The following is a 25,230-nucleotide window of genomic DNA, read 5'->3' on the forward strand; positions in this document are numbered from 1 at the left end:
CTATCAGGTATTTATGACACAAGGTTCTGTTGGCGTCGATTGGATTCCATGGCCGTCGGCGCCTCGGGTTATCGAAGGCCTGTGACAATCGCGTGGGTGTGAACGGTGTGGAGGAGAGGCGTTTGTCGATATTGTTGAAGGTTTTGGTCTTGATCTGCGGTCTGCCGCTGCTTCTTGCGCCTGCAGGTTGCGCGGTCGGACCCGGCACGCCGTTGATTGATGCACTGAAGACCGGCCCGGGGAAAGGAAGCACGAGCGTTTCCCGGCCGAAAGGCTACGGCCCGACGGTTTATGCCGGTGAATCGTCCGGGCTGATCAACCCGACGGAACGAAAGGCAACCGAGGAATATCTGGAAAGTCTCGCCGGGCAATAGATCCTCCGTTCCGCTTCCTTCACGAAGCCGGGTGCGCGTTTTGTGCATGCAACGATTTCGCCGGATCGCATGGATGGTTCTGATTGGCCTGACCCTTGGGAAAGTATGCGTTGCGTTCTTGCGCCGACACATCGATTTTTACCGCCTGCCCTAAAGGACACTGATATTTTTGGCATGAGCGAAAGTATTTTTTTACAACTTCTGGGCAAGTATCCGGTAGTGGCAGGACGGATTTTTGATGAATTTTGATACCCCTACCTTGTTTGCCAGCGTGATGGTCGCAAAATTGGCCGGCAGCGCGGTCCTGATGCTGTTTTTTCTTTTCTGGAAAGCGCGGTGCCCGGCCTGTGCGCGTAGTCTTGTAATCTGGTCTTGCGGCATGTTTCTTGCCGGAAGCGGGGCGTTCCTGATTGCCATGCGCGGCGTCATTCCGGATGGCGTCAGTATTCTGGTGGCCAATACGCTGGTCATTCTGGGAGTCGGGCTGGGGCGTAGCGGCTTCCTGGTTTTCCTTGGAAACCGGCCCGTCATCTGGCTGAATTTCGCCGTCGCCGGCCTATGGGTAGCCCTTTGCATCTATCCGCCGTTTTTCGGCAGCTTCCAGGCGCGCGTCAACTTCATCCAGAGCTACCTGATCCTGACCTGCCTCTCCATAGTCTGGGTGGCCTTTCGGCAGAACAGGGAGAAGCTCCACACGGTCCGGCTGCTTGGCGTGACCACATTGATCGAATGTACCGGATATGTGTGGTTCACAGTGAACCAGAACGTGATGCTCTATCCGGATTTCCCGACCGCATTCCGGGAGAACTTCATGACGGTGTATCTCGTCACGATCCTGCTGGCCATCGTCATGACCATCCTGCTGCCGGCCTGCATGATCGTCGAACGCTCGCTGAACGGTTTCAGGGAGCAGGCCAATCAGGATGTACTGACAGGGCTTGCCAACCGGCGCGCCTTTCTGAACAGCGCGCAAGGCTGGATGTCCGAGCACGCCACCGGCAGCCAGGCTTTCAGTGTGATCATGCTGGATCTGGACAAGTTCAAGTCCGTCAACGACAGGTTCGGCCATGCCATGGGCGACGCGGTGCTTCAGCTGTTCGGCCGCGTGCTCAAGGATACTCTCGGTGTCACCGCCGTTTCCGGACGGCTCGGGGGCGAGGAATTTGCAGTGTTCCTGCCGGATTGCGACAGGGAAACGGCGCTGCTCACCGCGCAGCGGATCTGCCGGCGGTTCAAGGTGGAATGCCGGGAGGCCTCGGATGGGAAGCTCGCCGTCACCGCAAGTGCCGGAGTGGTGTCCGCCAACGGCAAGGTGAATCTCGATCGTGCGCTGGAAGCAGCGGACAAGGGGCTCTACAAGGCCAAACGCCAGGGAAAGGCGCAGATCGTCACACTCGATTTTACGCCGGATGGCGGCGCGCAGAATTCCAGGGTCGGCGAAGGATTTTCTTCCCCGCGCAGAAAAGCCGCCTGAGCGGTGCCGTCGCGCCGCGTACGGGTGCGGATTTAGCGGTCTCCGCCCCGTGCCGGTTGATCCGGTTTCCAGAATATGCACGCGTGACATAAAGACGGGTGCGTATTGTTTTTGAGGCTGCTAAAAGATCCCCGCCGCGCCGTCGCTGCCCCTGAAGTGCCGCGCGGTCCCTATCGTCAACACGCAAGGATCCGCGCCATGGAGGAATTCCACAAGATCAAACGGCTTCCGCCGTATGTCTTCGAACAGGTCAACCGTCTGAAGGCGAAGGCGCGCGCTGCGGGAGCGGACATCATTGATCTGGGCATGGGCAATCCGGATCTGCCGACCCCCAGACATATCGTCGACAAGCTGACCGAGGTAGTCCAGGATCCGCGCACGCACCGCTATTCCGCTTCCAAGGGTATTCACGGGCTGCGCAAGGCGCAGGCTGCCTATTACGGTCGCCGGTTCGGCGTGAAGCTCGACCCGGAAAGCCAGGTGATCGCGACGCTGGGCTCCAAGGAAGGCTTCGCCAACATGGCCCAGGCGATCTCCGCGCCCGGTGACGTGATCCTGAGTCCGAATCCGAGCTATCCGATCCACACCTTCGGTTTTCTCATGGCCGGCGCGTCTATCCGCAATGTGCCCGCAGAACCGGGGACGGCCTTTTTCGATGCGCTGGAACGGGCGGTCATTCATTCCGTACCCAAGCCGATCGCGCTCATATTGTGCTATCCGTCCAATCCGACCGCCTACTGCGCCGATCTCGACTTTTACAAGGATGTTGTCGCCTTCGCGCGCAAGCACGACATCTTCATCCTCTCCGATCTGGCCTATTCGGAGATCTATTTCGGCGACACGCCGCCGCCATCCGTGCTGCAGGTGCCCGGGGCGATGGATATCGCGGTCGAATTCACCTCATTGTCCAAGACCTTTTCCATGCCCGGTTGGCGCATGGGGTTTGCCGTGGGCAACGAGCGCCTGATCTCCGCGCTGTCACGGGTCAAGTCCTATCTCGATTACGGGGCCTTCACCCCCATTCAGGTCGCTGCCACGGCAGCGCTGAACGGTCCCGACGACTGCATCCGGGAGACACGCGAAGTCTACAAACGCCGCCGCGATGTCGTCGTCGACAGTTTCGGCCGGGCGGGCTGGGATATTCCGGCGCCCGAAGCCAGCATGTTCTGCTGGGCACCGATCCCCGAAAAGTTCCGTTCCCTGGGAAGTCTCGAATATTCCAAACTGCTGCTGGAGAGAGCCGAGGTCGCCGTCGCGCCGGGCATCGGTTTCGGGGAACACGGCGATGAGTACGTGCGAATCGGACTGGTGGAAAACGAGCAGCGGCTGCGTCAGGCAGCAAGAAATATCCGCCGCTTCCTTGAAACCGCAGAGCAAAAGCTGCACAACGTCATCCCGCTCGGGACCTCAGGCTGAATAGAACTGGAATCATTCCCATATGGCAGAAGCATTGAAAGTGGGTGTCGCCGGCCTTGGCACCGTGGGCATGTCCGTTGTGCAGCTACTCGCGAAACACTCGGGTCAGATCGCCCGCAAATCCGGGCGCGTCGTCACCGTGACGGCGGTCAGCGCCCGTGACCGCAGCAAGGACCGCGGTTTTGATGTCTCGGCAATGGAGTGGTTTTCCGATCCGGTCGAGATGGCCGAGAAGGCGCAGATCGATATTTTTGTCGAACTCGTCGGCGGCGACAGCGGACCGGCGGAGGACAGTGTCCGCGCGGCGCTCAGGCGCGGCATTCATGTGGTCACCGCCAACAAGGCCCTGCTTGCCCGGCACGGTGTCGATCTTGCGCTTCTTGCCGAGAACAACGGGGCCTGCCTGAACTACGAGGCTGCCGTGGCCGGAGGCATCCCGATCGTCAAGACGTTGCGGGAATCCATGTCCGGCAACGACATCAGCCGCGTCTACGGCATCTTGAACGGCACCTGCAACTATATCCTGTCCCGTATGGAGGCCGAGGGCATCGGCTTCGACGCTTGCCTTGCCGAGGCACAGCGTCTGGGATACGCCGAAGCCGATCCGACCTTCGATATCGAGGGCAATGACACGGCGCACAAGCTTGCGATCCTCACGAGCCTCGCATTCGGTACCAGGATCGCCGATGACGACATCTATGTGGAGGGGATCACCTCCATTTCGACCGCCGATATCCAGGCCGCGGACGAACTCGGGTTCCGGATCAAGCTTCTGGGAATCGCCCAGCGGACGGAGACCGGCATAGAACAGCGCGTTCATCCCACAATGGTGCCGAAAACCTCGGCGATCGCCCGCATTGACGGTGTGCTGAACGCGGTTGCCGTCGATGGGGACTATGTCGGAGAGATCGTTCTCGTCGGGCCGGGCGCTGGTGGCAATGCGACGGCGTCGTCCGTCGTCGCCGACATCGCGGATATCGCCAGGGGCGATGAAACCCCCGTCCTGGGCATGCCGGCGGTCGATCTGAAGGACTACCAGCGGGCACGGATGCGCATGCATGAGGGCGGCTACTATATCCGCCTGTCCGTCTATGACCGTCCGGGAGCCTTTGCCGAGATTGCCCGCTGCATGGGCGATGCCGGCATTTCGCTCGAGTCGATCGTCCAGAAGCGCCATTCGACTGACGGGACACCGGCGAAATTTGACGCGCAGGTGCCTCAGCCTGTCATCCTGATCACGTATGAAACGACCGAAGTCGCGATCCGGGAGGCGCTCGAAACCATCCTTTCGAAAGGCGTGGTTTCCGAAGAGCCGAAGATGATCCGCATCGAGAAATTGAATTGAATTCTTGAACTTGAGTGTGCCGCGCGGGGATCCTGCGGGGAGAGACTGGAGAAGTTGATGTCCGATACCGAAAAACAGCCGGCAAGCGGCCTGGACCGAATTCTGACGCTTGAATTGGCCCGTGTCAGCGAAAGAGCGGCTGTCTCGGCAGCCCGGCTGCGTGGTCGCGGCGACGAAATGGCCGCTGATCAGGCCGCTGTGGACGCAATGCGGCGCGAGCTGAACAGGTTGCCGATCGACGGTACTGTGGTGATCGGCGAAGGGGAGCGCGACGAAGCGCCCATGCTCTATATCGGCGAAAACGTCGGCACCAAAAACGGCCCCAAGGTGGACATCGCCCTCGATCCGCTTGAAGGCACGACGATCTGCGCCAAGAATCTTCCGAACTCCCTGGCCGTCATCGCCCTGGCGCCGGAAGGCGACCTGCTGAACGCGCCGGACAGCTATATGGACAAGATCGCGATCGGCCCGGGATATCCGGACGGCGTCATCGATCTGGATGCGCCCATTGCCGAGAACATTGCTGCCGTCGCCAGGGAAAAGGGTGTCAAGATCAACGAGGTCACCGCCTGCGTTCTGGACCGGCCGCGCCATGCCCGGCTGATCGAGGATATACGGGCAACCGGCGCGTCGATCCGCCTGATCGGCGACGGCGATGTTGCCGGCGTGATCCACACGACCGATCCGGATGAAACCGGAATCGATCTTTATGTCGGCATCGGCGGGGCGCCCGAAGGCGTGCTGGCCGCGGCCGCCCTGCGCTGCATCGGCGGCCAGATGCAGTCGCGTCTGGTGATCACCCGCGACGAGCAGGTGGAGCGGGCGCACCGGATGGGCATTGAGGACATCAAGAAGAAATACACCCTGGAAGAAATGGCCGGGCCGGATGTCCTGTTCGCGGCCACCGGCGTGACCGACGGAAACTTTCTGCAGGGGGTTCGCTTCGGACGCCACAACATAACGACCCATACCGTTGTCATGAGGTCGTCTACCGGCACGGTCCGCTATATCAAGGCCCAGCATACGGATCTGGAAAAATTCCATATGGACTGAGGGCAGTTCCCGGGGGGATCGGGTACTGACCATGTTTCGGTGGCCTCAACCGGAAACGGATCGGGAGCTGCGGGTGCAGGACGATCCTGAAGCCGTGAGCATCGGGACCCGGACGAGGGGACCGAGGCTCCGTTGAAATTTAGGCAGTGAATGATCGGGAATTCAGGAGAAGAGGAGAGGCGGCTCGTGCTGGGAGTCGCCCGTTCGGCAAACGACAATGCCTGGCGCGAACGCCTCAACGCGGCGCAGGCGCGCACGGCAACAGCCATTGCCCAGACGCACGGATTGCCGGATGTTCTCTCCCGGGTAATGGCAGCCCGCAGCGTGCTGCCCGATGAGGCGTCCGAATTTCTCGAGCCCACGATCAAGTCCCTGATGCCGGACCCGTCGACGCTGGTGGATATGGATGCCGCCGTGGCCCGTATCGCCGACGCCGTTCAGGCGGAAAAGAAAATTGCCATTTTCGGCGACTACGATGTCGACGGGGCCACATCCTCGGCAATCTTCGCGAAATATCTTCAGGGTCTGGGGCTTGATCCCGTCATTCACATTCCCGACCGGATCATCGAAGGGTACGGCCCCAATGGTCCGGCGATCGAACAATTGCGGCAGGATGGCGCGCAGTTGCTGGTGACGCTGGACTGCGGCAGCACGTCCTTTGAAGCCTTCGAGACGGCGCGCAAGCTTGATCTTGACGTCGTGGTGATCGATCACCACCAGGTCGGCGAGACCCTTCCCGACGTCAGGGCGCTGGTCAATCCCAACCGGCAGGACGACCTTTCGGGGCAGGGGCATCTGGCGGCTGTCGGCGTGACCTTTCTCTTCCTCGTCGGACTGAACCGGGAACTGCGGCGCCGGGGCGCCTTTCAAGGCAGGCCTGCGCCCGATCTGATGGCGCTTCTGGATCTTGTCGCCCTCGGCACGGTCTGTGATGTTGTGCCCCTGCAGGGATTGAACCGGGCCTATGTCACCCGCGGCCTGGCAGTCATGCATCAAAGGCAGAATTACGGACTGACGGCCCTGTCGGATGCCGCCCGTGTGAGCGGCAAGCCCGCCAGCTATCACCTCGGCTTTCTGCTTGGCCCGCGGATCAATGCCGGCGGACGGATCGGGGATGCCGCGCTTGGGGCCAGACTGCTCACGACGCAGGATCCGCACGAGGCGCGGGCAATTGCCGAACGTCTCGATCTGCTCAATTCCGAGCGCCAGGCGATGGAAGCGGTGATGCTGGAACAGGCGGGCGCGGAAGCGGCGATGGCCATCGAGGCGCGCGATCCCTTGGTTCTGCTGACCGGGTCCGATGGCTGGCATCCGGGCATCGTCGGCCTCATAGCCTCCCGGCTGAAAGACGCTCACCGACGGCCGGCCTTTGCCATAGCCTATGACGAGAGCGGCAAGGGAACAGGCTCGGGTCGATCGATCGCGGGTGTGGATCTCGGCAAGGCTGTCCGCAAGGCGGTTGACGAGGGACTTCTGGAAAAAGGCGGCGGCCATGCGATGGCGGCCGGCCTGACCGTGCGCCGGGACAAGGTGGCGGAGCTGGAAGCCTTTTTCAATGACACCCTGGGTGCCGACGTGGAAGCGGCCTCCGCGCACCGGGAGCTCAAGGTCGATGCGGCGCTGACTGCGACCGGCGCAACGCTCGACCTGCTGGAACTCCTTGAAAAGGCCGGCCCTTATGGCGCCGGCCATCCGGATCCGGTTTTCGCATTCCCCTCGCATCGGGTTTCGTTTGCCGATGTGGTCGGCAAGGGCCATGTGCGGGCGACCCTGGCGGCCGGCGACGGCAGCACGCTCAAGGGCATCTGTTTCAAGGCCGAGGACAAGCCGCACGGACAGATGCTGCTGCGCGAGAGGGGCCGTTCCCTGCATGTAGCCGGAACGCTGTCGATCGATACATGGCAGGGAACCCCCAAGGTTCAATTGCGCATTCTTGATGTGGCGGACCCGCAGAAGGTGCGCGTCTAAGCCCTGACCGCGCTGCCGTGGTGCCTGAAGCCGTTTACGAAAAGCTAACGCCCTTCACCTACCGTGAATGCTCACGAAGGAATCGCGAGGGGCAATCATGCGCGCTCAGAATGAGCTTTCGCCGTATTTTGCGGAAATTGACCGGCGCACGGATCGCGCTCTGGCGGGCATCCGGGAGGTTCGCCGGTCGGCAAAACTGCAGGCCCTGCCGCCAGAACCGAAAGCCGTCATGGTCGGTACCGGATTCCTGATCGTTCTCGCGGCATTTGTCGGCCTGTTTCTCATCTGATCCGGCCGGCTGTCGTTTCAGCCTTGATCTTCCCCGTTCAACTCATCTATCTCTGGCGCTTCCCGGAGCCCTCTTCGCGTTCGGTTGAACGTTGCCGGGAGGCTCCGATTTCCCGAAGCCCATCCGTCTGTGCTCCTTCCTGCTCATGGGAGGGCGGGCAGGTCCGGAGTGATGTCGCGTGGCGCCATGTCAGACTATTCAGTTGCTTTGTGGTCCTTCAATCTCGGCTGCGCACCGGAGTCGGTTGCCGGTCTGGCCGAGAGGATCGAGGAAGGCGTCAGGCGTGCCGCCGATGGTGGAGCCAGGCTGCTGATGCTGCCGGAATATCTGGTTGAATGCTGCCTGGCCTTCAAGCCGGACGGATTGCCGCCGGAAGAGGAAATGGGGTTTCTGGCCACTGTGGGAGCTGAACTGATCTCCCTGCTCAGGCCCTTGCCGCAGACCTATGGTGTTTCCCTGCTCGCAGGCTCGATGCCGGTGTCGACAGAAGAGGGAATGACCAACACGGCCGTTCTGCTGACCGCAGACGGACGGGAAATCCGTCAGGACAAACTCTGTCTGACCCCCTTCGAACAAAGCCCCGACACCTGGCATTTGACGCCGGGCAGCACATTGCGGGTTTTCGACCTGGATGGATTGAAGATGGCCATCCTGATCTGCCTTGATGTGGAAATGCCCGCGCTCAGCAGTCTGCTGGCCGGGCACAGTCTGGATCTGCTGCTGGTGCCGTCCATGACGGAAAAGCCTTCCGGTTATCACCGGGTGTTCGGCTGCGCCCGGGCGCGCGCCGTGGAACTCATGTGCGCCGTCGGGGTTTGTGGTGTGGTCGGGACGTCGAAGGGAACGACGCAGAACGACACCAACTTTTCCGGTGCGGCGCTCTACCTGCCGTGCGAGGAGGAATTCGGGCACACGGGTGTTGCGGCGGACGTACCGCCTACGGGAGGGGCTGCCGGCGAGGAGCCTTTTCTGATCGCGCCTGTTCCCTTTGAACAGATGCGTGCTCTGAGATCAGGAAAAGCCGAGGTCTGGCCGGGAGCCTGGACCGCGGATCATGTGGCGGTCACCGCCGAGCCGGACAGAAAATATTAACATTTCTGCAGTTTAAATTTGCGCACAAAGTGCACTTTTCAATGGACTGCATCGCGCCGAATCTCTATACACGCCTTGTTGTCAGAGACCGGGTGTGGAGATGAGATTCGCAAAGGCTATATTGTTACCGGATAGTTCGTGGCTGCAAGGTCTCGGTGGTTTGTTTGTCAAACCCGCCAGATTGCAGATCGCGGCCCTGTGCTTTCGGCCCGGCGACAAGGAACCCGAAATTCTCCTGGTGTCCACACGCGATACCGGCCGCTTGATTCTGCCCAAGGGCTGGCCGGAAAAAGACAAGCCTGCCCATCAGACCGCAATTATCGAAGCCTATGAGGAAGCCGGGGTGGTGGGGAAAGCGGAACCCAGACCGATGGGGAGTTTCCGCTCCTACAAGGGGCTGTCCAAAGGGGTGAAGATCCGCACGAAGGTCCTCGTCTTCAAGATCCGCTTCGAAAAGCAACTCGAGGATTTTCCGGAAATCGGACAACGCCAATGCGTGTGGCTGCCGCTGTCCGAAGCCATTGAAGCGGTCAACGAGCCGGCGCTGAAGCGTTTCCTGCGCCGCAAGCGGTCGGAGATCATGTAAATTATACGGATAATTGTTGAATCTGCTCTTTGCCTGCCGCATCCATGTCGTTCTCATAGTGCGATCCGTCACATGACGTGGACACTGTCTGGCGGCTCTTTCCCAAATTAAGTCCGTGACCTTTAGAAGGCTTGTTGCGTGCTGACACAAAAGGACCTGAAGTCCAGGGCCATGGACAAGGATCTCGACCGGATCGGATTTGTCAGCGATGCGGCGGAGTCCATGGGCCGGCGGCTCGCAGGGCCGGGCGTAGCTCTTGTCTTTCTGGTTATCTGTGCCGCCTTTGCCGCCTCCCAGGTGACCTCCAGCACTTTTTCCGACGCGCTCATTCTGGTCGCTGCCAGCGCGATCGGGGGCTATCTGGCGCTCAATATCGGTGCGAACGACGTCGCCAACAATGTCGGCCCTGCCGTTGGCGCCCGCGTGATGAGTCTGACCGCGGCGCTTCTGATCGCAGCGGTCTGCGAAAGTGCCGGGGCCTTGCTTGCCGGGGCGGACGTCGTCTCGACGGTTTCAGGTGACATCCTCAGTCAGAATGACGTGCGCGACAGTTTCGAGTTCATGCAGGTCATGCTGACGGCCATGGCGGCTTCCGCGCTCTGGATCAACTTTGCGACCGTTATCGGCGCGCCGGTCTCGACCACCCATTCCATCATTGGCGGCGTCGTCGGCGCCGGCATCGCCGCCAGCGGCTTTGCCGCAATCAACTGGACCACAATCTCCACCATCGCCGCGACCTGGGTCATGTCCCCCGTTCTGGGCGGCGTCATCGGTGCTGCCCTGATGGCATTCGTCAATGCCCGGGTGGTCTATGCGCCGGACCGATTGAAGGCGGCCAGGATCTGGCTGCCGGTCCTGTTGGGAATCATGGGAACGGTGTTCACCGGATACATTCTGCTGAAGTCGTCGCACAGGGTAATCACCATCCCCGAATGGGCGGCAATCTGCCTGTCACTGCTGACCGGTCTTGGTGTCTGGTGGTTCTACCGAGGCGTCGTCCGTGACCAGTCGGTGACATTGACCAACAGCGCCCGCAGCCTGCGGAGCCTGTTCGCTGTACCGCTCATGATCACGGCGGGTCTCCTGTCGTTCGCTCACGGCGCCAATGATGTTGCCAACGCCATCGGGCCGCTGGCGGCTATCGTGCTCAGCCAGTCGAACGACTTTCCGGATCTGATCTTCTGGTACATGGAATCGCTCGATCCGGTCGTCCCGATCTGGGTGAGCGCGGTCGGTGCCTTCGGCATCTCGGCAGGGCTGTTGCTGTTCGGGCGTCGCCTGGTGACCGTGGTCGGCAAGAAAATCACCAAACTGAGCCCTGTCCGCGCTTTCTGCATCACACTGTCGACGGCCGCCACCGTGCTGGCTGCTTCTGCCTTTGGCATGCCCGTATCGTCGACTCACATCGCGGTCGGCGCGCTGTTCGGTGTCGGCTTTTACCGGGAATGGTACCGCAACCGCTATGTCGCGGACGCCGGGGTGATGAAACCCCGAAAGATGCTGAAGAACCGAGAGGAGCGCCGTCGCCGTTTGCTGGTGCGCCGTGCCTACCTGCTCACCATCGTAGCCGCCTGGGTGGTGACATTGCCCGCTTCCGCCCTGTTGTCGGCCGCATTGTTCCAGTTGCTGCAGCTGATCCTGGCTTGAGGATTCCGGCGCATATCTCCGTCGCTTCGGGGAAGTGAGAGCGCATCGAGTGCGCTTTTGTTGGACTTTGTCCGTGCATTGAACTACTGTGGTGGGAAACGTAACGTACGGAAATGAAACGTGTCTTCCATAAATTCCACTGATGTCTATCGACCGTCCCTGTTGCAGAACCTGTTGCTTCTGTTTCAGCGGCCCTCCCGTCTGCAGATCGCGGCACTTTGCCAGCGTCACCGCAATGGCAAGCGGGAAGTGCTCATGGTGACCTCCAGGACAACCCGCAGGTGGATCCTGCCCAAGGGCTGGCCGATCGTCTCTCTCCGGGCCCATCGCACGGCGGCCATCGAGGCTTTCGAGGAAGCCGGGGTGATTGGCAGGGCGCGCAAGAAACCTTTTGCCAGCTTCCAGTCCTACAAGGGCGGGGAAGGGGGGCTGAAGCTCAGGACCAGGGTGCTGGTCTATCTGGTTGATGTCGAGAGCACGACGGACGCGTTTCCCGAGCGCGGTGAACGGGACGTGCGCTGGTTGTCGATCGAGGAAGCTGTCAGGATTGCCGAGGACCCGGGCCTTGTGCAGGTGCTTCGGAAGCTGGCACGCTTACCCGGCTAACATTTTTCGGCGAAAACAGATCCAACTGGTTGACGTTTCCAGAGGTTTCTATATGGCAGTCGCGTACAAGCGCCTGCCCGGCAGGACGTGACTTGCGAGGCCCCCTCTATTGGACCGCCCATGCCGAATCTGAAGAAGCCGACGCTCGACAAAGATCTCGACAAATTCAGTTACATGGAAGAGGCGGCCGGGTCGCTTGGCCGCGGCCTGATCGCGCCGGGCATCGCCCTGGTCTTCATCGTTCTGTGCGCCCTGGCAGCCGGGGCTTCCATGTCGGGCACACCCGGGGCCATCGTCATCGTCGCCGCTGCCGCGATCGGCGCATATCTGGCGCTCAATATCGGCGCCAATGATGTTGCCAACAACGTCGGACCGGCGGTCGGCTCCCGGGCGATGACACTGCTCACGGCCCTGGTGATTGCGGCGGTATTTGAAAGCGCGGGGGCGCTGATCGCCGGCAGTGATGTGGTCGGAACGATCTCCAAGGGCATCATCGACCCGCAATCGGTGGCAGACGCCAATGTGTTCATGGCGGCCATGATGGCGGCCCTGGTTTCCTCGGCGCTATGGATCAATCTGGCAACCTGGATCGGAGCTCCGGTGTCGACGACCCATTCGATCGTCGGGGGTGTCATGGGCGCAGGCATCGCGGCTGCCGGGATCGATGCCGTCAACTGGACCACCATGAGCAGCATTGCGGCAAGCTGGATCATCTCGCCCTTTCTCGGCGGCCTGATCGCCGCCGGATTTCTGGCCTTCATCAAGACCTTCATCATCTACCGAGACGACAAGATCGAGGCCGCCCGGACCTGGGTGCCGGTCCTGATCGGGGTGATGTCTGGAGCATTCGCCAGCTATCTGGTGCTGAAAGGCTTGAAGAACGTCATCAGGATCGGCATGCCGACGTCGCTGCTCCTGGGCATCGTATTCGGTTTTGCCGTCTGGTTCATTGTGCGTCCCCTGATCCGGCGTCAGTCGGAAGGGCTGGAGAACCGTAATCAGTCGCTCCGTGTCCTGTTTTCCCTTCCTCTGGTCTGCTCCGCCGCGCTGTTGTCCTTCGCGCACGGAGCCAACGATGTTGCCAACGCTGTCGGCCCGCTGGCCGCCATCGTGCATACGGCAGAACTGGGCGATGTTGTTGACAAGGTCAGCATTCCGCTCTGGGTCATGGCGGTCGGAGCTTTCGGCATTTCCTTCGGCCTGCTGCTGTTCGGCCCGAAGCTGATCCGGATGGTCGGGCAACAGATCACCAAACTCAATCCGATGCGGGCCTATTGCGTTTCACTTTCCGCGGCGATCACGGTGATTATCGCCTCCGGGCTGGGGCTGCCGGTCAGTTCCACGCATATCGCCGTCGGGGCTGTGTTCGGTGTGGGGTTCTTCCGGGAATGGTATACCGAGCGCTCCCTGCGGCGCCTTGAATACGTGAACAAGAAACAGGGCGGCAACAACGTGGTCCGTCCGGTCCGCAACCGCGAGGAACAGGCCCGTCGTCATCTGGTGCGCCGTGCGCATTTCATGACCATCATCGCGGCATGGATCGTGACGGTTCCGGCCGCCGCCGTTTTGTCGGGCGGGCTTTATTTCGTGATCATAACGCTGATTTCCTGATCAGCCCAACCCATGCCACTATCCGCGTCTGCTGTCAGGCGGGAATATGACCCGATGGCTCGAGGGTGAGCGTTGCCCATACCGGGAGATGGTCGGAGGCAACGCGCGCGGTCTTGGATTTGTGCACGCCGGCCTCTTGCACCGTGAATTCGGGGCTGGTGATGATCCTGTCCAGACTGCCGACAGGCATCGGGCTGGGAAAGCTCCGCCCAGGTGTCGTGACCTCGTAGCGCTGCTCGAAAAGTTTCAGGCTGCCTGAGGCATCGCGCCATTCGTTCAGGTCACCGATCAGCACCGTCGGCAGGTAGTCCAGATGTTCGTGAAGCTGGTGCATCAGCGACGTAATCTGCTTCTTGCGGAAATGCCCCACCAGACTCAGATGCATTGCCGCGATACGGAATTTTTCACCGTTGACGACAAGATCCGCGGCGACGGCGCCGCGCGGCTCCAGAGTCGGCAGCTCTATCCGCCGGAAATCCAGTATTCCGATCGTGTCACGTATCAGGAGGGCATTGCCGTGCCAGCCCAGACTTTTGTCGCTCGTGGCGAAAGGCACAGGCCGGTAGCCGGTTTCTGCCAGGATGCTCTGCCGGTTCAAGGTGCTTTCACGCGGACCGAAGCGCTTGTCTGCCTCCTGAAGCGCGAGGATGTCGCAATCCAGTTCCTGGATGACCTTGAGAGTGCGCTCCGGGCGACGGCGCGCGTCCACTCCGATGGATTTCTGAATGTTGTAGGAACCGATTTTGATCATGCTGGACAGATTGGCGGGCGTTCGCCTGCAATTGCAAGCGCGCAGAAAGAGGGATGTGCCACGCCGCTGGTTTCCGGATTGGTGTTTTGACAAGACAAGCATACGAACAAACCCCTTGCAGTTCGTTACCGTCTGCAAGGGGCGTGCATGTTTTTCCCGGACCGGGATGATCAGGCTGCCTGAAGTTCCTGGGCGCACTGAACGAGCAGGCCGGACACATAGTCCATGAAGGACCCCCAGGCCTCGACCACGAAAGTATCCGGACCGATCCTCCAGACCATGACCGGCGTCTTGTGAAAGAGGGTCCGCGTCACCGTGCCGACCGGAAAGCTTTCCAGCGAGAAATCGACGAAGATACCGGTGTTGAGCAGCCAGGAGGCCTTTTCGCCGCTGACGATTATCGCTTCCGAGCGGTCGGAAACATCGACCAGCGCATGCGGTTCGCCGGCCAGTTTGCCTTCGATCCCGTCAAACACCGCCCGAAGATCCTCCACCGGAGCCAGCAGCGTCCATTCATCCGGCCCCATCCACAAGGCGGCCCGCCGGTCTGCTGTCGTGCTGGTGAGCGGACGGGTGGGAAGGGAGGAGCCGAAAGCCAGTCCCGCTGTCTTCAGGGATGGCGCGCGCGCCCGCAAAGAGAGGCGGGTAAGCGGGGCCGCCTTCAGGATGGAAACGCTGGCCAGACCGAGAAGGGGAGCCGCGCCTGCATCCGGCGTGATCAGGTCGCCAGCCAGAAGATCAGACATTGAGCCGTGCTCCTTCCTTGTCATAAAACACCGTGCCGGTCACCTCGACCGGTATGCTGCCTTCGGGCATCGGCACGTAAAGGGTCTGGCCCACCAGCGCGTGGCCGTTCTTGACGACGGCCAGGGCGATCGTGCGCTCCAGTGCGGGGCTGAAATAGGACGAAGTGACGTGCCCCTCCGCCGGTGTGCCGATGGGCGGCTGCTCCAGTCTCGTAACCTGTGCTCCTTCCTCCAGCTTGACCTTCGGATCCCTGGTCAGCAGACCGACGAGCTGCTTGCGGTTTTCCGCCTTCAGGTCGGGTCTTTCGAGCCCGCGCTTGCCGACGAAATCGAACTTCTTCTTGCCGATGGCCCAGCTCATGCCCGCATCCTGCGGAGTGACCGTGCCGTCGGTGTCCTGACCGACGATGATATAGCCCTTCTCGGCGCGCAGCACGTGCATCGCTTCGGTTCCGTAGGCCGTGCCATCGTGCTTTTCGATCTCCCCGGCCAGAGTATCCCACATCATCTTTCCGTGCCGGCGCGGGACATTGATTTCAAACCCGAGTTCACCGGTAAAGGAAATGCGGAAAAGCCGGCAGGGAATACCGCAGAACGTGGCTTCCCTGACGCTCATGTGTGGCAGGGCTTCAGCCGAAAGATCGATCCCCTCGATGAAAGGTGCGATCACCTCACGGGCCTTGGGGCCCTGGATGGCGGCAACAGCATATTGATCCGTGGTGGAGGTGATCCACACATCCAGATCCGGCCATTCGGTCTGCAGGTAATCTTCCATGGTGGCGAAGACGCTCGGCGCACCGCCGGTGGTGGTCGTGACATGGAAGCGGTCATCGGCAAGGCGGCCGATAACACCGTCATCGGTGATGTAACCGGCATCATTCAGAAGCAGGCCGTAGCGGCAGCGCCCCGGTGCGAGTTTCTTCCAGGGATTGGTATACATCCGCTCCAGGAATTCGGCCGCGTCCGGTCCCACCACCTCGATCTTGCCGAGTGTGGAGGCGTCGAACAGGCCGACGCTCTTGCGCACGATTCGACACTCCCGTTCCACGGCGGCATGCATGTCCTCGCCGTCTTTCGGGAAATACCAGGCCCGTTTCCATTGCCCGACATCCTCGAACAGGCCGCCATGGTCAACCACCCAGTCGTGCGACGGCGTCTTGCGGACCGGATCGAAGAAGTCGCCGCGCGATACGCCGGCAAACAGGCCGAAAGTGGTTGGGGTGAATGGCTGACGGAAGGTGGTCAGGCCCACATCCGTCAGGGGTTTCTCAAGGGCTCCCGAAGCGATCTGGAGGGCATTCATGTTCGACAGACGGCCCTGATCGGTCGCCATGCCGGTGGTCGTGTAGCGCTTGATATGCTCGATCGACTGCATGCCCTCGCGCACGGCGAGCTTGACGTCCTTGGCCGTGACGTCGTTCTGGAAGTCGACGAAAGCCTTCACCCGCGCAGCATTGCGGTCATGGGGCAGGGCGCCGAGTATGCCGCCGTTGCCCGCCTCGCCACCTGTCGCCCGGCTGTGGCTGATAGTGGCCGATTTGCCGGTCGCGGCCCTTGCGGCGCCTTCACCGGCGGCATAGCCGTCCGCGAGGGTAGCCTGCAAGCCATACAATCCGTTCGCCGCGCCGGTGGAACGTTCTTTCTGGACGGAGGTGCCGGGCACGAAGGCACCGGCTTCAGAATCCCAGACAACCTTGCCGCGGGACTGGGAGAACAGGCTGACGGTGGGTGTCCAGCCGCCGGACATGAGCAGGGCGTCGCAGTCGACCTGGCCGCCGGACGCGACCTTGCCGGAGGTCATCAACCGGCCCAGCAGTGCTGCCCTGATGCGGTTGCGCCCCAGTGTCCCCGTCACAACACAACCGGTTTCCACCCGGATGCCGCGTGCGGCGGCGATGGCGACAAGGCTCTCGGGTGGCGATTCGCGCAGATCGGCAATCGCCACCACATCGACACCATGGTCGGCCAGATCGAAGGCGGCCTGCCATGCGGTGTCGCAGGCCGTTGCGACCAGAACCCTGTGGCCGACCTTGACGCCGTAGCGGTTGAGATAGGTGCGGCCGGCGTCCGCGAGCAAAATTCCCGGCCGGTCGTTTTCCGGAAACACCATCGGCCGTTCAATTGCGCCGGCCGCGATCACAACTTCCTTCGCACGAACCTGCCACAGGCGTTCGCGCGGCAGTCTCGGATCGGGATCCGGCAGATGTTCCGTCACCCGTTCGGCCAGGGCGACGAAGTTGTACGCGAAATAGCCGAATGCGGTGGTGCGGCGCAGCAGCGTGACATTGTCCATCGCCTCGAGCCTGGCGACGGTTTCGCTGACCCAGACCGCCGGGTCCTTGCCATCGATGGTCGCGCTGTTTTCGCTGAGCAGCGAGCCGCCGAATTCCGCCTGCTCATCGCACAGGATCACGCTGGCGCCGGTCTCTGCCGCGGCGAGAGCGGCCGCCAGCCCGGAGGGGCCGGAACCGGCGATCAGAACGTCGCAATGGGCATAGAGGTTGCCATAAGTGTCGTGGTCCGGATTTTTCGGCGGTTTGCCAAGACCGGCCGCAGACCGGATGATCGGTTCATAGACCCTGTCCCAGAAGGCCTTCGGCCACATGAAGGTCTTGTAGTAGAACCCTGCCGGGAAGAGGGGGGAGAGCAGGTCGTTGACGGCGCCGATGTCGAAGCCGAGTGACGGGAAGCGGTTCTGGGAAATGACCTGCAGTCCCTGGTACAGCTCAACCTGGGTCGCCCTGATGTTCGGTGTCTGATCGCCGTTCCGGTAGACGCCCACCAGCGCGTTCGGCTCTTCCGAGCCAGCGGTCAGGATGCCGCGCGGACGGTGGTACTTGAAGGACCGGCCGACCAGATGCACGCCATTGGCGAGAAGGGCGGAAGCGAGGGTGTCACCCGCATACCCATGCATTTCCTCGCCGTCGAAGGTGAAGGTGAGTTCTGCGGTGCGGTCGATCCGCCCGCCCTTTTCGGTGCGGAATGGCTGGCTCATTTGCCTGCCTCCCTTGCTAGCGCTTCGAGGTCGGGCCTGGGGTCGCCGGCCTTGTAGAATGTCAGGAACTTGTCGCTGACCGTATCGCGCACCGCATTGAAGAAACGCCCGCAGCCGTGAATGTGACGCCAGCGCTCCGCGGCGATGCCCTTGGTGTTGGAGCGCATGTAGAGGAATTCGACCCAGTCGTCATCGGTCGCCTTTTCCGGGTCGGAAGGCCGGGCGATATGCGCTTCGCCGCCGCAGTGGAATTCGGTTTCCGCGCGTTCGATTTCGCAATAGGGACAATAAATCAACAGCATGTCGGCAGTCTTCCCTTGGAGCATCCTGCTTTCGTGTGAAAGGCTGGTAAGATGCTCGAATTCTCCAGTATCGATCCGTTTTCCGTTTCCCGGCCTAGTGGGCCACGGCGGCGGCCGCCGCTTCGTCGATCAGCCGCCCGGTTCGGAACCGGTCGATTGTGAACGGCGCATTGATCGGGTGCGGCTCGTCTTTGGCGATCGTATGTGCGAAGACATGCCCCGATCCGGGGGTCGCCTTGAAGCCGCCTGTGCCCCAGCCGCAATTGACGTAGAGACCCGGCACCGGTGTCTTCGACAGGATCGGCGAACGATCCGGCGTCGTGTCCACGATGCCACCCCAGTTGCGCAGCATGCGCATGCGGCGGAAATGCGGGAAGAGTTCGCAGATCGCGTCGATGGTGTGATTGGTGATGTGCAGGCCGCCGGCCTGGGAGTAGGAGACGAACTGATCCGTGCCGGCTCCGATCACCAGTTCTCCCTTGTCCGATTGCGAAATATAGGCGTGGATGGTGTTGGACATGACAACACAGGGGAAGGCCGGTTTGACCGGCTCGGACACAAGAGCCTGCAGCGGGAAGGATTCCAGCGGCAGGCGAACACCGGCCATCTCCATGACCACGGACGTATGTCCGGCAGCAACGACACCGACCTTCTTCGCCTTGATGAAACCCTTGGCCGTTTCGACCCCTTCCACGGAACCGTCCTGCCCGCGCCGGATGCCGGTGACCGCGCAGTTCTGGATGATATCGACGCCCAGATCATCCGCGCCTCGGGCATATCCCCAGGCGACCGCATCGTGGCGCGCCGTGCCCCCGACCCTTTGCAGGGCAGCCCCGACCACCGGATAGCGGATATTCCTGGAGATGTTCAGCGGCGGGCAGTATTCCTTGGCCTCTTCCGGGGTCAGCCATTCGTTCTGGACACCCGCCAGGCGGTTGGCGTGAATATGCCGTTGCGATACCTGAACATCGTGAACCGTATGGGCGAGCATCATCACGCCGCGTGCCGAATACATGACGTTGTAATTGAGTTCCTGGGAAAGGTTCTGCCACAGCCCGATGGCATGGTTATACAGCGCCGCGCTTTCTTCCCAGAGATAATTGGACCGCACGATGGTCGTGTTCCGGCCGGTATTCCCCCCGCCGAGCCAGCCTTTTTCTATCACCGCCACATTGCGGATGCCGTGTTCCCGGGCGAGGTAATAGGCTGTCGCCAGCCCGTGCCCGCCGGCGCCGACAATAACCACGTCATATTCAGCCTTGGGCTCCGGCGCGCGCCACTGGCGGCCCCAGTTCTGATGCGCTGAAAAGGCGTTTTTCGCCAGTTCCAGAAAGGAATAACGCTTCATTTAGCTGCGGCTCCGCGCGTTGCTGTCCGTCTTTCCCTGTCGAACAGGGACCGGCGGCATGTCCAGTTGAACTCTCGTGACCGGAACCTTAGCGAATAGGAACAGGTCCCGTCTATTGCCGGCATCTTCGCGATTGCACAATGGCTTGCGTATCAGGTTTCAGTCGCCTGCTTGTCTGAATACGACATGAGTGTCGCAAGCCTGTTGGCCGTCTTGAGAATTCCTCGGGAACAGGGCGGAAAACGGGCGGTTGCGAAGAGGAGGGCACTCAGGAAAACATGCGGCATTCTCGCCGGATATCGTAATTGCGACACTGGCTGCCGCAACGGTTCTTGCAATTGACGCATGGGCCGCTATGTCTCCCCCAGATACTGGAACCTGGGAGATGCATCCATGGAAGTTCGTGCCGCCGTCGCCATCGAGGCCGGTAAACCGCTCGAAGTCACGACCGTGAATCTGGAAGGCCCGCGCGCTTTCGAAGTGCTTGTCGAAATCAAGGCGACAGGTATCTGCCATACGGATGAATTCACCCTCTCCGGGGCCGATCCCGAGGGGCTTTTCCCGGCGATTCTCGGTCATGAAGGGGCGGGTGTCGTGGTCGAGGTTGGGCCCGGCGTGACGACACTGAAACCGGGCGATCACGTGATTCCGCTCTATACGCCCGAATGCCGTACTTGCGAGTACTGCCTGAACCCCAAGACCAATCTCTGCCAGGCCATCCGCACCACACAGGGCCAAGGCCTGATGCCGGACGGCTCGTCCCGCTTTACCACGCTCGATGGCGATCCGATCCTGCACTACATGGGCACATCCACCTTTGCCAATTACACTGTCGTGCCGGAAATCGCGCTGGCGAAGATCCGCTCCGACGCGCCTTTCGACAAGGTCTGCTACATCGGCTGCGGCGTCACCACCGGCATCGGTGCGGTGATCAACACGGCCAAGGTGGAAATCGGCTCCCGGGCCATCGTCTTCGGTCTCGGCGGGATCGGCCTCAACGTGATCCAGGGCCTGCGGCTTGCCGGCGCGGACCAGATCGTCGGCGTGGACCTGAACCCGGACAAGATCCCGATGGCGGAACGTTTCGGCATGACCGATTTCGTCAATCCTTCCGAGGTTGAAGGCGATCTGGTGCCCTATCTGGTGAACCTCACCAAGGGAGGGGCGGACTACACCTTTGACGCCACCGGCAATGTGAATGTCATGCGCACCGCGCTGGAAGCGGCTCACAAGGGGTGGGGCGAAAGCATCATCATCGGTGTCGCGCCGGCGGGAGCGGAAATTTCGACGCGCCCGTTCCAGCTCGTGACCGGGCGGTCCTGGCGCGGAACCGCCTTCGGCGGCGCCCGGGGCCGGACCGACGTGCCGAGAATCGTCGACTGGTACATGGACGGCAAGATCGAAATCGACCCGATGATCACCCACACCATGCCGCTCGAAGACATCAACAAGGGCTTCGATCTGATGCATGCCGGGGAATCGATCCGCTCCGTTGTGCTTTACTGACGGCAAACTGCTTTCATGCGAATGGACGTGACAGCGGACGAGGGCCCTGACATGAATGTGTCAGGGCATCCGGTCTGCTTTCATTCGCGCACCGCATGCATTCGAGACGGAAAGCCACGACCATGAAAACTGTATCCGAAAACAGGGCCTTCGGCGGCATTCAGGGCGTTTACAGCCACACGTCGGATACCTGTCATTGTGACATGACCTTTGCCGTCTATATGCCGCCTCAGGCGAGAAGCGGACCGGTTCCGTGCCTGTGGTATCTTTCGGGCCTGACCTGCACCCATGAAAACGCGATGACCAAGGCCGGCCTCCAGGCGCATGCCGCCGAGGCCGGAATTGCCATTGTCTTTCCGGACACCAGTCCGCGCGGCGAGGGCGTGGCCGACGATGAGGCCTATGATCTGGGGCAGGGGGCCGGTTTCTACGTCAATGCCACCGAGACACCCTGGAAGGCCCACTTCCAGATGGAAACCTATATCGCCAGTGAATTGCGTGACCTTGTGACGGAGAAATTCGCCGTTTCTGTCCATCACGGCATCACGGGGCATTCGATGGGTGGGCACGGCGCACTGACCCTGGCGATGAAATATCCCGGGCACTTCCAGTCACTTTCCGCCTTTGCGCCGATCGCCAATCCGAGCGCGTCCGATTGGGGCCGCAAACAGCTGGGGGCCTATCTGGGCGGCGACGAGAACAGCTGGGCCGCCCACGATGCCTCGATTCTCCTGAAGGAAACGGGGTGGAGCGGAGACATTCTCATCGATCAGGGGGCGGACGACCAGTTCTATGATCTCCTCAAGCCGACTTCACTGGTAACCGCGCTGGTGGACACGAAAACCAGTCACCAATACCGGCTTCAGCAAGGCTACGACCATTCCTATTATTTCGTCTCGTCCTTTGCCCGGGATCATGTAATCTGGCATGCGGAACGGCTGAAGAGCCGACCCTGAAAACGTCGTTCGGGTCAGCTTCCAGCGGACAAGAGGCCTGTCCGGTCATGCGGCAGTCGCCCGCCCGCGTTCAACGCTCCGGGGCTTGACGCTTTTCGGCGTTCGTCCGGGCAAGTTTTCTGGCATAGGGCGATTTGGAAAAGCTCTGGGGCAGGCGCAATTCGCCGAGCATATACCATTCCTCGATGTGATCGAGGACGACCGGCTCGAAGACCCGGTTGAGCTTTTCGATCGTGCCCGGAATGTCATAGTCCGCCGGGGATTCGGGTCGCGTGATGGCGGGGAGAATGACCAGTTTGAACCGGGCGGGGCCTGTCCGGGTCAGGTAGGTCGGAACGAGTGTGCCACCACAGGCATTCGCGATCTTCACGGCAACCACGGCATTGCCTCGTTCCGGTATCTTTCTTCCGAAAAGGGGAAGGTGAACCTGCCTGTCCCGAACCTCGTCAATGAAGATCGTCATGGAATAACGGCCGCTCGTCATCAGCCGGTGCAACCGGTATGCGCTGCGCTGTCCGGGCGGGAACAGATACTGGTTCCGCTCTTTCCGGATCGCATGGACGATCCGGTTCTTGAAGCGGTTCGGTTCCGGTTGAAACGGTCCGATGCTGGGACCGGCAAGGCCTTCGTGGACCGCGACGAACAACGCCTCCCATGTGGCCAGATGCATTGATGTGAAAATCAGCGGAGCGCCGGCGGCCTGCGCAGCAAGAAGATTCTCCCTGCCTTCAATCTCTATATGAGAATTTTTCCATAACTTATTGACGATACTGAATTCGGAAATGGTTCTGCCGATGTTCTGCCACCACCTGTGCAGACCCGCGTCTTGCGCTGCCTCGCTCTGCCAGCGGCCCTGCGTCAACTCGGAAAAATTCCGTTCGATGCGCTTCGGAAACAGCTTGTTGCGGTAGGACCAGCGCACCAGGGGCGTGATCGTCTTGCCGAAGTTGGAGACGAATTCCGGTGGGCAATGTGTCAGCCCCGAATGGAAGATCGTGTTGAGAACGCCGTCCTTGGTGTGCCGGAACCAGTGGAGACCTGCCCGGTGGCGCAGCTCCTGGTCGCTCGCCAGAACGTTGCGCAATGGCGGTGCTTCAGGCTCTTCCGCGAGGGTTTCCTGAAAGGGGATGTCTTCCAGCAGGACCGTTTTTTTCATGTCCGCCGGGGATGCAGGGTCATGGGCAGGTGTTCCCCGGGACGCAGGGTCAGCCTTGCAACCGGCTGGACATCCGTGCCTTCCTTCAGTTTCAGGTCGAAATTCTGCGCCAGGATGGCAAGACTGAGAATGGCCTCGGTCATGCCGAATTGCAGCCCGGCACAGATGCGCGGACCGATGCTGAAGGGCACATAGCCGTATTTGTTGGGTTTTCTGGCCTTGGGATCGAGAAACCTCTGCGGATTGAACTCGTCGGGCTGTCCCCAGAGTTTCGGATTGCGATGCATCAGCCAGGGCACCACCATGACCAGGGAGCCCTTGGCGATCGGCTGTCCGCCGATCGTGGTGTCGGCCATTGCCTCGCGGGCAAGGATCGGTACCGGCGGATAAAGCCGCAGGGTCTCTTCCACCACGGCTTTTGTATAGGGCAGGCTGGCCACATCCTGGAAGGTTGGTGTGCGCCCTTCCAGAACGGTGTCAAGTTCCGCCTGCAGTTTGCCGCGGGTCTTGTCACACTGGGACAGCAGGAACCAGGCCCAGGCGAGTGTGTTGGCGGTGGTTTCGTGGCCGGCCATGAAGATCACAGCCGCTTCGCTACGGATGGCGTTCCGGCTCAGCGGATTGCCGTCCTCGTCGCGGGCTTCGAGTAGGCCGCCGATGACCGAGGCTTCGCCGTTCTGTTTCTGGGCTTCATAGCTGTCGATGATCTGATCGAGCACCGTCATGATGCGTTTGACGGGCTTCTTGACGGATCGGCCGCGGATGCGCGGCAGCCAGTCGGGCAGGCCGAGGAGCGAAAAGAGATCGGTCTGGTCGATGTGGCGCTGGTACTCGGAAAACCCCTGAACCACTTCGGCGGCGTAGTCCTTGCCCAGCTGCCGGCCGAAAATTGTCCGGCAGATGATTTCCGCGGTCAGATGGGCCATTTCCGCCAGCGCATCGATTTCGGCGCCATCGCCCCGTTTTGCCCATTCGGCGCGCTTCTCGCCGATGGTGTCGATCATGATCGGCGCAAACCCCTTGACGCGGGAGCCGTGGATGATCGGCGCGACGATCTTGCGGCGCTTTGCCCAGGTTTCCGTGTCGCTGATGAACAGGCCGTCGCCCAGAAGGGGTTCCAGCGCGTGCCGCATCTGCGGGCTCTTGCGTTGCAGGACCGCGTGATTTGTCTGGAAGGCCTCACGCACGACATCCGGCCGGTTGCAAACCACCAGGTTGCGGGTGAAGACCTTCTTGCTGCGCAGACGGCTCTGAAAGTCGTCGACGCCCCAGATCGACAGGAAATTGCGTTTCGCCATGCCGATGAGGGTCCAGATCGGGGGCATTTCCTCATGCCGGAACGGATAGGGCGGTACGAAATCCTTGGCCGGGGCGGAGCGAGGCTTTCCGACTTTTTGAACACCTTTGGGCTTGGGCACGGTTACAGTCACAAATATGATCCAGATTTATGTTTCATGGCCGGACAGAAACGCTTCCGTGTGGACTTTCACGGAAGCGAAAAATCAAATTGCTTCAAGTGGCGGAACGCCTTGTCTGCGCACCGGCGAACGCAGAATGCTCCGCGAACAGCCCGCCGGCACGCTTTTACTCACTTGGGCCTGACACGTAAAGCGCTGAGCGCCAGCACCAGCCAGCCCAGGATCACGAACATGCCTCCGGTCGGCGCGGCCATGGAGAACAGTCTTTGCTCCAGGATGATGCGCGAAAACATGTCGCCGCAAAACAGGAGCAGTCCCGCGCTCATGAGCAGGACGACCACCGGCAGGAACAGAACCTTGCGAACCTGCGCCAGAATCCCGAGCCCGAGATACACCGGCGCATGCAGCAGAAGCATCTGCGCCGCCGTTTCCAGCAGCGCGGATGCGGCCGCATGCGCGGACAGCGCCAGGCTTATGACGCCGAGCGCGCCCGAAAGCCCGGACAGGACAAGGCAGATCCGAAGAAGGCCGGAGGTCGGTGCCTCCGCATCTGACTGGTTTTCATAGCGCATCGGTTTCATCGGCAGGTCC

Annotated in this window: 23 protein-coding genes; 15 read left to right on the forward strand and 8 right to left on the reverse strand. The window is 61.2% G+C overall.

The annotated features are described in order from the left end of the window. Positions 1–29 precede the first annotated feature (29 nt). The 13 genes from DCO57_RS01750 to DCO57_RS01805 all read left to right on the forward strand — a co-directional run bounded on the left by DCO57_RS01750 (position 30) and on the right by DCO57_RS01805 (position 13,461). Positions 30–374 carry a hypothetical protein gene (locus tag DCO57_RS01750; protein ID WP_133192609.1) on the forward strand — a complete coding sequence of 115 codons (345 nt, stop codon included), beginning with the start codon at positions 30–32 and terminating at the stop codon, positions 372–374. Between the two features lie 42 nt (positions 375–416). Next, the gene (locus DCO57_RS23240; RefSeq protein WP_133192610.1) at positions 417–623 is read left to right on the forward strand and encodes a hypothetical protein; all 207 of its coding nucleotides are present in this window, start codon (positions 417–419) and stop codon (positions 621–623) included. Between the two features lie 130 nt (positions 624–753). Next, a complete protein-coding gene (locus DCO57_RS01755) occupies positions 754–1,848 on the forward strand; it encodes a GGDEF domain-containing protein (protein ID WP_165814598.1) in 1,095 nt (364 codons plus the stop codon). A gap of 198 nt (positions 1,849–2,046) precedes the next feature. After that, entirely contained in the window at positions 2,047–3,264 is a 1,218-nt protein-coding gene (locus DCO57_RS01760) for an LL-diaminopimelate aminotransferase (RefSeq protein ID WP_116697111.1), read from the forward strand. Between the two features lie 22 nt (positions 3,265–3,286). Continuing rightward, positions 3,287–4,609 (forward strand): homoserine dehydrogenase, encoded by a 1,323-nt coding sequence (locus DCO57_RS01765; protein WP_116697112.1) that lies wholly within the window; start codon positions 3,287–3,289, stop codon positions 4,607–4,609. A gap of 57 nt (positions 4,610–4,666) precedes the next feature. Beyond that, a complete protein-coding gene (gene glpX, locus DCO57_RS01770; RefSeq protein WP_116697113.1) occupies positions 4,667–5,662 on the forward strand; it encodes a class II fructose-bisphosphatase in 996 nt (331 codons plus the stop codon). Positions 5,663–5,812: 150 nt separating this feature from the next. Next, on the forward strand, positions 5,813–7,630 hold the full coding sequence (gene recJ, locus DCO57_RS01775; RefSeq protein WP_116697114.1) for a single-stranded-DNA-specific exonuclease RecJ: 1,818 nt from the start codon (positions 5,813–5,815) through the stop codon (positions 7,628–7,630). A 97-nt stretch (positions 7,631–7,727) separates the two neighbouring features. Then, entirely contained in the window at positions 7,728–7,919 is a 192-nt protein-coding gene (locus DCO57_RS01780) for a hypothetical protein (protein WP_116697345.1), read from the forward strand. 186 nt (positions 7,920–8,105) lie between these two features. Then, on the forward strand, positions 8,106–9,011 hold the full coding sequence (locus DCO57_RS01785) for a nitrilase-related carbon-nitrogen hydrolase (RefSeq protein ID WP_116697346.1): 906 nt from the start codon (positions 8,106–8,108) through the stop codon (positions 9,009–9,011). Positions 9,012–9,171: 160 nt separating this feature from the next. After that, a complete protein-coding gene (locus DCO57_RS01790; RefSeq protein WP_116697115.1) occupies positions 9,172–9,597 on the forward strand; it encodes an NUDIX hydrolase in 426 nt (141 codons plus the stop codon). Positions 9,598–9,735: 138 nt separating this feature from the next. Beyond that, positions 9,736–11,244, forward strand: coding sequence for an inorganic phosphate transporter (locus DCO57_RS01795; protein WP_347876545.1), 1,509 nt, complete (start codon positions 9,736–9,738; stop codon positions 11,242–11,244). Between the two features lie 120 nt (positions 11,245–11,364). Beyond that, on the forward strand, positions 11,365–11,850 hold the full coding sequence (locus DCO57_RS01800) for an NUDIX hydrolase (RefSeq protein ID WP_116697116.1): 486 nt from the start codon (positions 11,365–11,367) through the stop codon (positions 11,848–11,850). Between the two features lie 120 nt (positions 11,851–11,970). Then, entirely contained in the window at positions 11,971–13,461 is a 1,491-nt protein-coding gene (locus DCO57_RS01805) for an inorganic phosphate transporter (RefSeq protein WP_116697117.1), read from the forward strand. A 34-nt stretch (positions 13,462–13,495) separates the two neighbouring features. Here the strand turns inward: DCO57_RS01805 and DCO57_RS01810 are convergent, their stop codons facing one another. The 5 genes from DCO57_RS01810 to DCO57_RS01830 form a co-directional block, all read right to left on the reverse strand. Further along, the gene (locus DCO57_RS01810; RefSeq protein WP_116697118.1) at positions 13,496–14,212 is read right to left on the reverse strand and encodes an endonuclease/exonuclease/phosphatase family protein; all 717 of its coding nucleotides are present in this window, start codon (positions 14,210–14,212) and stop codon (positions 13,496–13,498) included. 170 nt (positions 14,213–14,382) lie between these two features. After that, on the reverse strand, positions 14,383–14,958 hold the full coding sequence (locus DCO57_RS01815; protein ID WP_116697119.1) for a sarcosine oxidase subunit gamma family protein: 576 nt from the start codon (positions 14,956–14,958) through the stop codon (positions 14,383–14,385). Further along, a complete protein-coding gene (locus tag DCO57_RS01820; protein WP_116697120.1) occupies positions 14,951–17,953 on the reverse strand; it encodes a sarcosine oxidase subunit alpha family protein in 3,003 nt (1,000 codons plus the stop codon). The genes DCO57_RS01815 and DCO57_RS01820 overlap by 8 nt, the downstream gene beginning before the upstream one ends. Continuing rightward, entirely contained in the window at positions 17,950–18,255 is a 306-nt protein-coding gene (locus tag DCO57_RS01825) for a sarcosine oxidase subunit delta (protein WP_116697121.1), read from the reverse strand. Before DCO57_RS01825 ends, DCO57_RS01820 begins: the two co-directional genes overlap by 4 nt. A gap of 94 nt (positions 18,256–18,349) precedes the next feature. Continuing rightward, complete coding sequence (locus DCO57_RS01830) at positions 18,350–19,603, reverse strand: sarcosine oxidase subunit beta family protein (protein WP_116697122.1); 1,254 nt, start codon at positions 19,601–19,603, stop codon at positions 18,350–18,352. Positions 19,604–19,996: 393 nt separating this feature from the next. Here DCO57_RS01830 and DCO57_RS01835 point away from each other — a divergent pair, with 393 nt between their 5' ends. Further along, on the forward strand, positions 19,997–21,109 hold the full coding sequence (locus DCO57_RS01835) for an S-(hydroxymethyl)glutathione dehydrogenase/class III alcohol dehydrogenase (protein WP_116697123.1): 1,113 nt from the start codon (positions 19,997–19,999) through the stop codon (positions 21,107–21,109). A gap of 122 nt (positions 21,110–21,231) precedes the next feature. Next, on the forward strand, positions 21,232–22,065 hold the full coding sequence (gene fghA, locus DCO57_RS01840; protein WP_116697124.1) for an S-formylglutathione hydrolase: 834 nt from the start codon (positions 21,232–21,234) through the stop codon (positions 22,063–22,065). A gap of 70 nt (positions 22,066–22,135) precedes the next feature. Here the strand turns inward: fghA and DCO57_RS01845 are convergent, their stop codons facing one another. The 3 genes from DCO57_RS01845 to DCO57_RS01855 form a co-directional block, all read right to left on the reverse strand. Then, the gene (locus DCO57_RS01845; RefSeq protein ID WP_116697125.1) at positions 22,136–23,221 is read right to left on the reverse strand and encodes a lysophospholipid acyltransferase family protein; all 1,086 of its coding nucleotides are present in this window, start codon (positions 23,219–23,221) and stop codon (positions 22,136–22,138) included. Continuing rightward, complete coding sequence (locus tag DCO57_RS01850; RefSeq protein ID WP_208977736.1) at positions 23,218–24,651, reverse strand: cytochrome P450; 1,434 nt, start codon at positions 24,649–24,651, stop codon at positions 23,218–23,220. Before DCO57_RS01850 ends, DCO57_RS01845 begins: the two co-directional genes overlap by 4 nt. Positions 24,652–24,809: 158 nt before the next feature. Next, entirely contained in the window at positions 24,810–25,220 is a 411-nt protein-coding gene (locus DCO57_RS01855; RefSeq protein ID WP_208977737.1) for a DUF423 domain-containing protein, read from the reverse strand. Positions 25,221–25,230 lie beyond the last annotated feature (10 nt).

This window comes from Labrenzia sp. 011 (assembly GCF_003075075.1).
In the GTDB taxonomy this organism is placed as follows: domain Bacteria; phylum Pseudomonadota; class Alphaproteobacteria; order Rhizobiales; family Stappiaceae; genus Roseibium.

Coding starts and splice junctions, on each gene's coding strand:
- DCO57_RS01835 (WP_116697123.1), top strand. CDS start 19,997: ATGGAAGTTCGTGCCGCCGTCGCCATCGAGGCCGGTAAACCGCTCGAA.
- DCO57_RS01755 (WP_165814598.1), top strand. CDS start 754: ATGTTTCTTGCCGGAAGCGGGGCGTTCCTGATTGCCATGCGCGGCGTC.
- DCO57_RS01810 (WP_116697118.1), bottom strand. CDS start 14,212: ATGATCAAAATCGGTTCCTACAACATTCAGAAATCCATCGGAGTGGAC.
- DCO57_RS01820 (WP_116697120.1), bottom strand. CDS start 17,953: ATGAGCCAGCCATTCCGCACCGAAAAGGGCGGGCGGATCGACCGCACC.
- DCO57_RS01805 (WP_116697117.1), top strand. CDS start 11,971: ATGCCGAATCTGAAGAAGCCGACGCTCGACAAAGATCTCGACAAATTC.
- fghA (WP_116697124.1), top strand. CDS start 21,232: ATGAAAACTGTATCCGAAAACAGGGCCTTCGGCGGCATTCAGGGCGTT.
- DCO57_RS01855 (WP_208977737.1), bottom strand. CDS start 25,220: ATGAAACCGATGCGCTATGAAAACCAGTCAGATGCGGAGGCACCGACC.
- glpX (WP_116697113.1), top strand. CDS start 4,667: ATGTCCGATACCGAAAAACAGCCGGCAAGCGGCCTGGACCGAATTCTG.
- DCO57_RS01785 (WP_116697346.1), top strand. CDS start 8,106: ATGTCAGACTATTCAGTTGCTTTGTGGTCCTTCAATCTCGGCTGCGCA.
- DCO57_RS01780 (WP_116697345.1), top strand. CDS start 7,728: ATGCGCGCTCAGAATGAGCTTTCGCCGTATTTTGCGGAAATTGACCGG.
- DCO57_RS01815 (WP_116697119.1), bottom strand. CDS start 14,958: ATGTCTGATCTTCTGGCTGGCGACCTGATCACGCCGGATGCAGGCGCG.
- DCO57_RS01760 (WP_116697111.1), top strand. CDS start 2,047: ATGGAGGAATTCCACAAGATCAAACGGCTTCCGCCGTATGTCTTCGAA.
- DCO57_RS01765 (WP_116697112.1), top strand. CDS start 3,287: ATGGCAGAAGCATTGAAAGTGGGTGTCGCCGGCCTTGGCACCGTGGGC.
- DCO57_RS01825 (WP_116697121.1), bottom strand. CDS start 18,255: ATGCTGTTGATTTATTGTCCCTATTGCGAAATCGAACGCGCGGAAACC.
- recJ (WP_116697114.1), top strand. CDS start 5,813: ATGATCGGGAATTCAGGAGAAGAGGAGAGGCGGCTCGTGCTGGGAGTC.
- DCO57_RS01830 (WP_116697122.1), bottom strand. CDS start 19,603: ATGAAGCGTTATTCCTTTCTGGAACTGGCGAAAAACGCCTTTTCAGCG.
- DCO57_RS01845 (WP_116697125.1), bottom strand. CDS start 23,221: ATGAAAAAAACGGTCCTGCTGGAAGACATCCCCTTTCAGGAAACCCTC.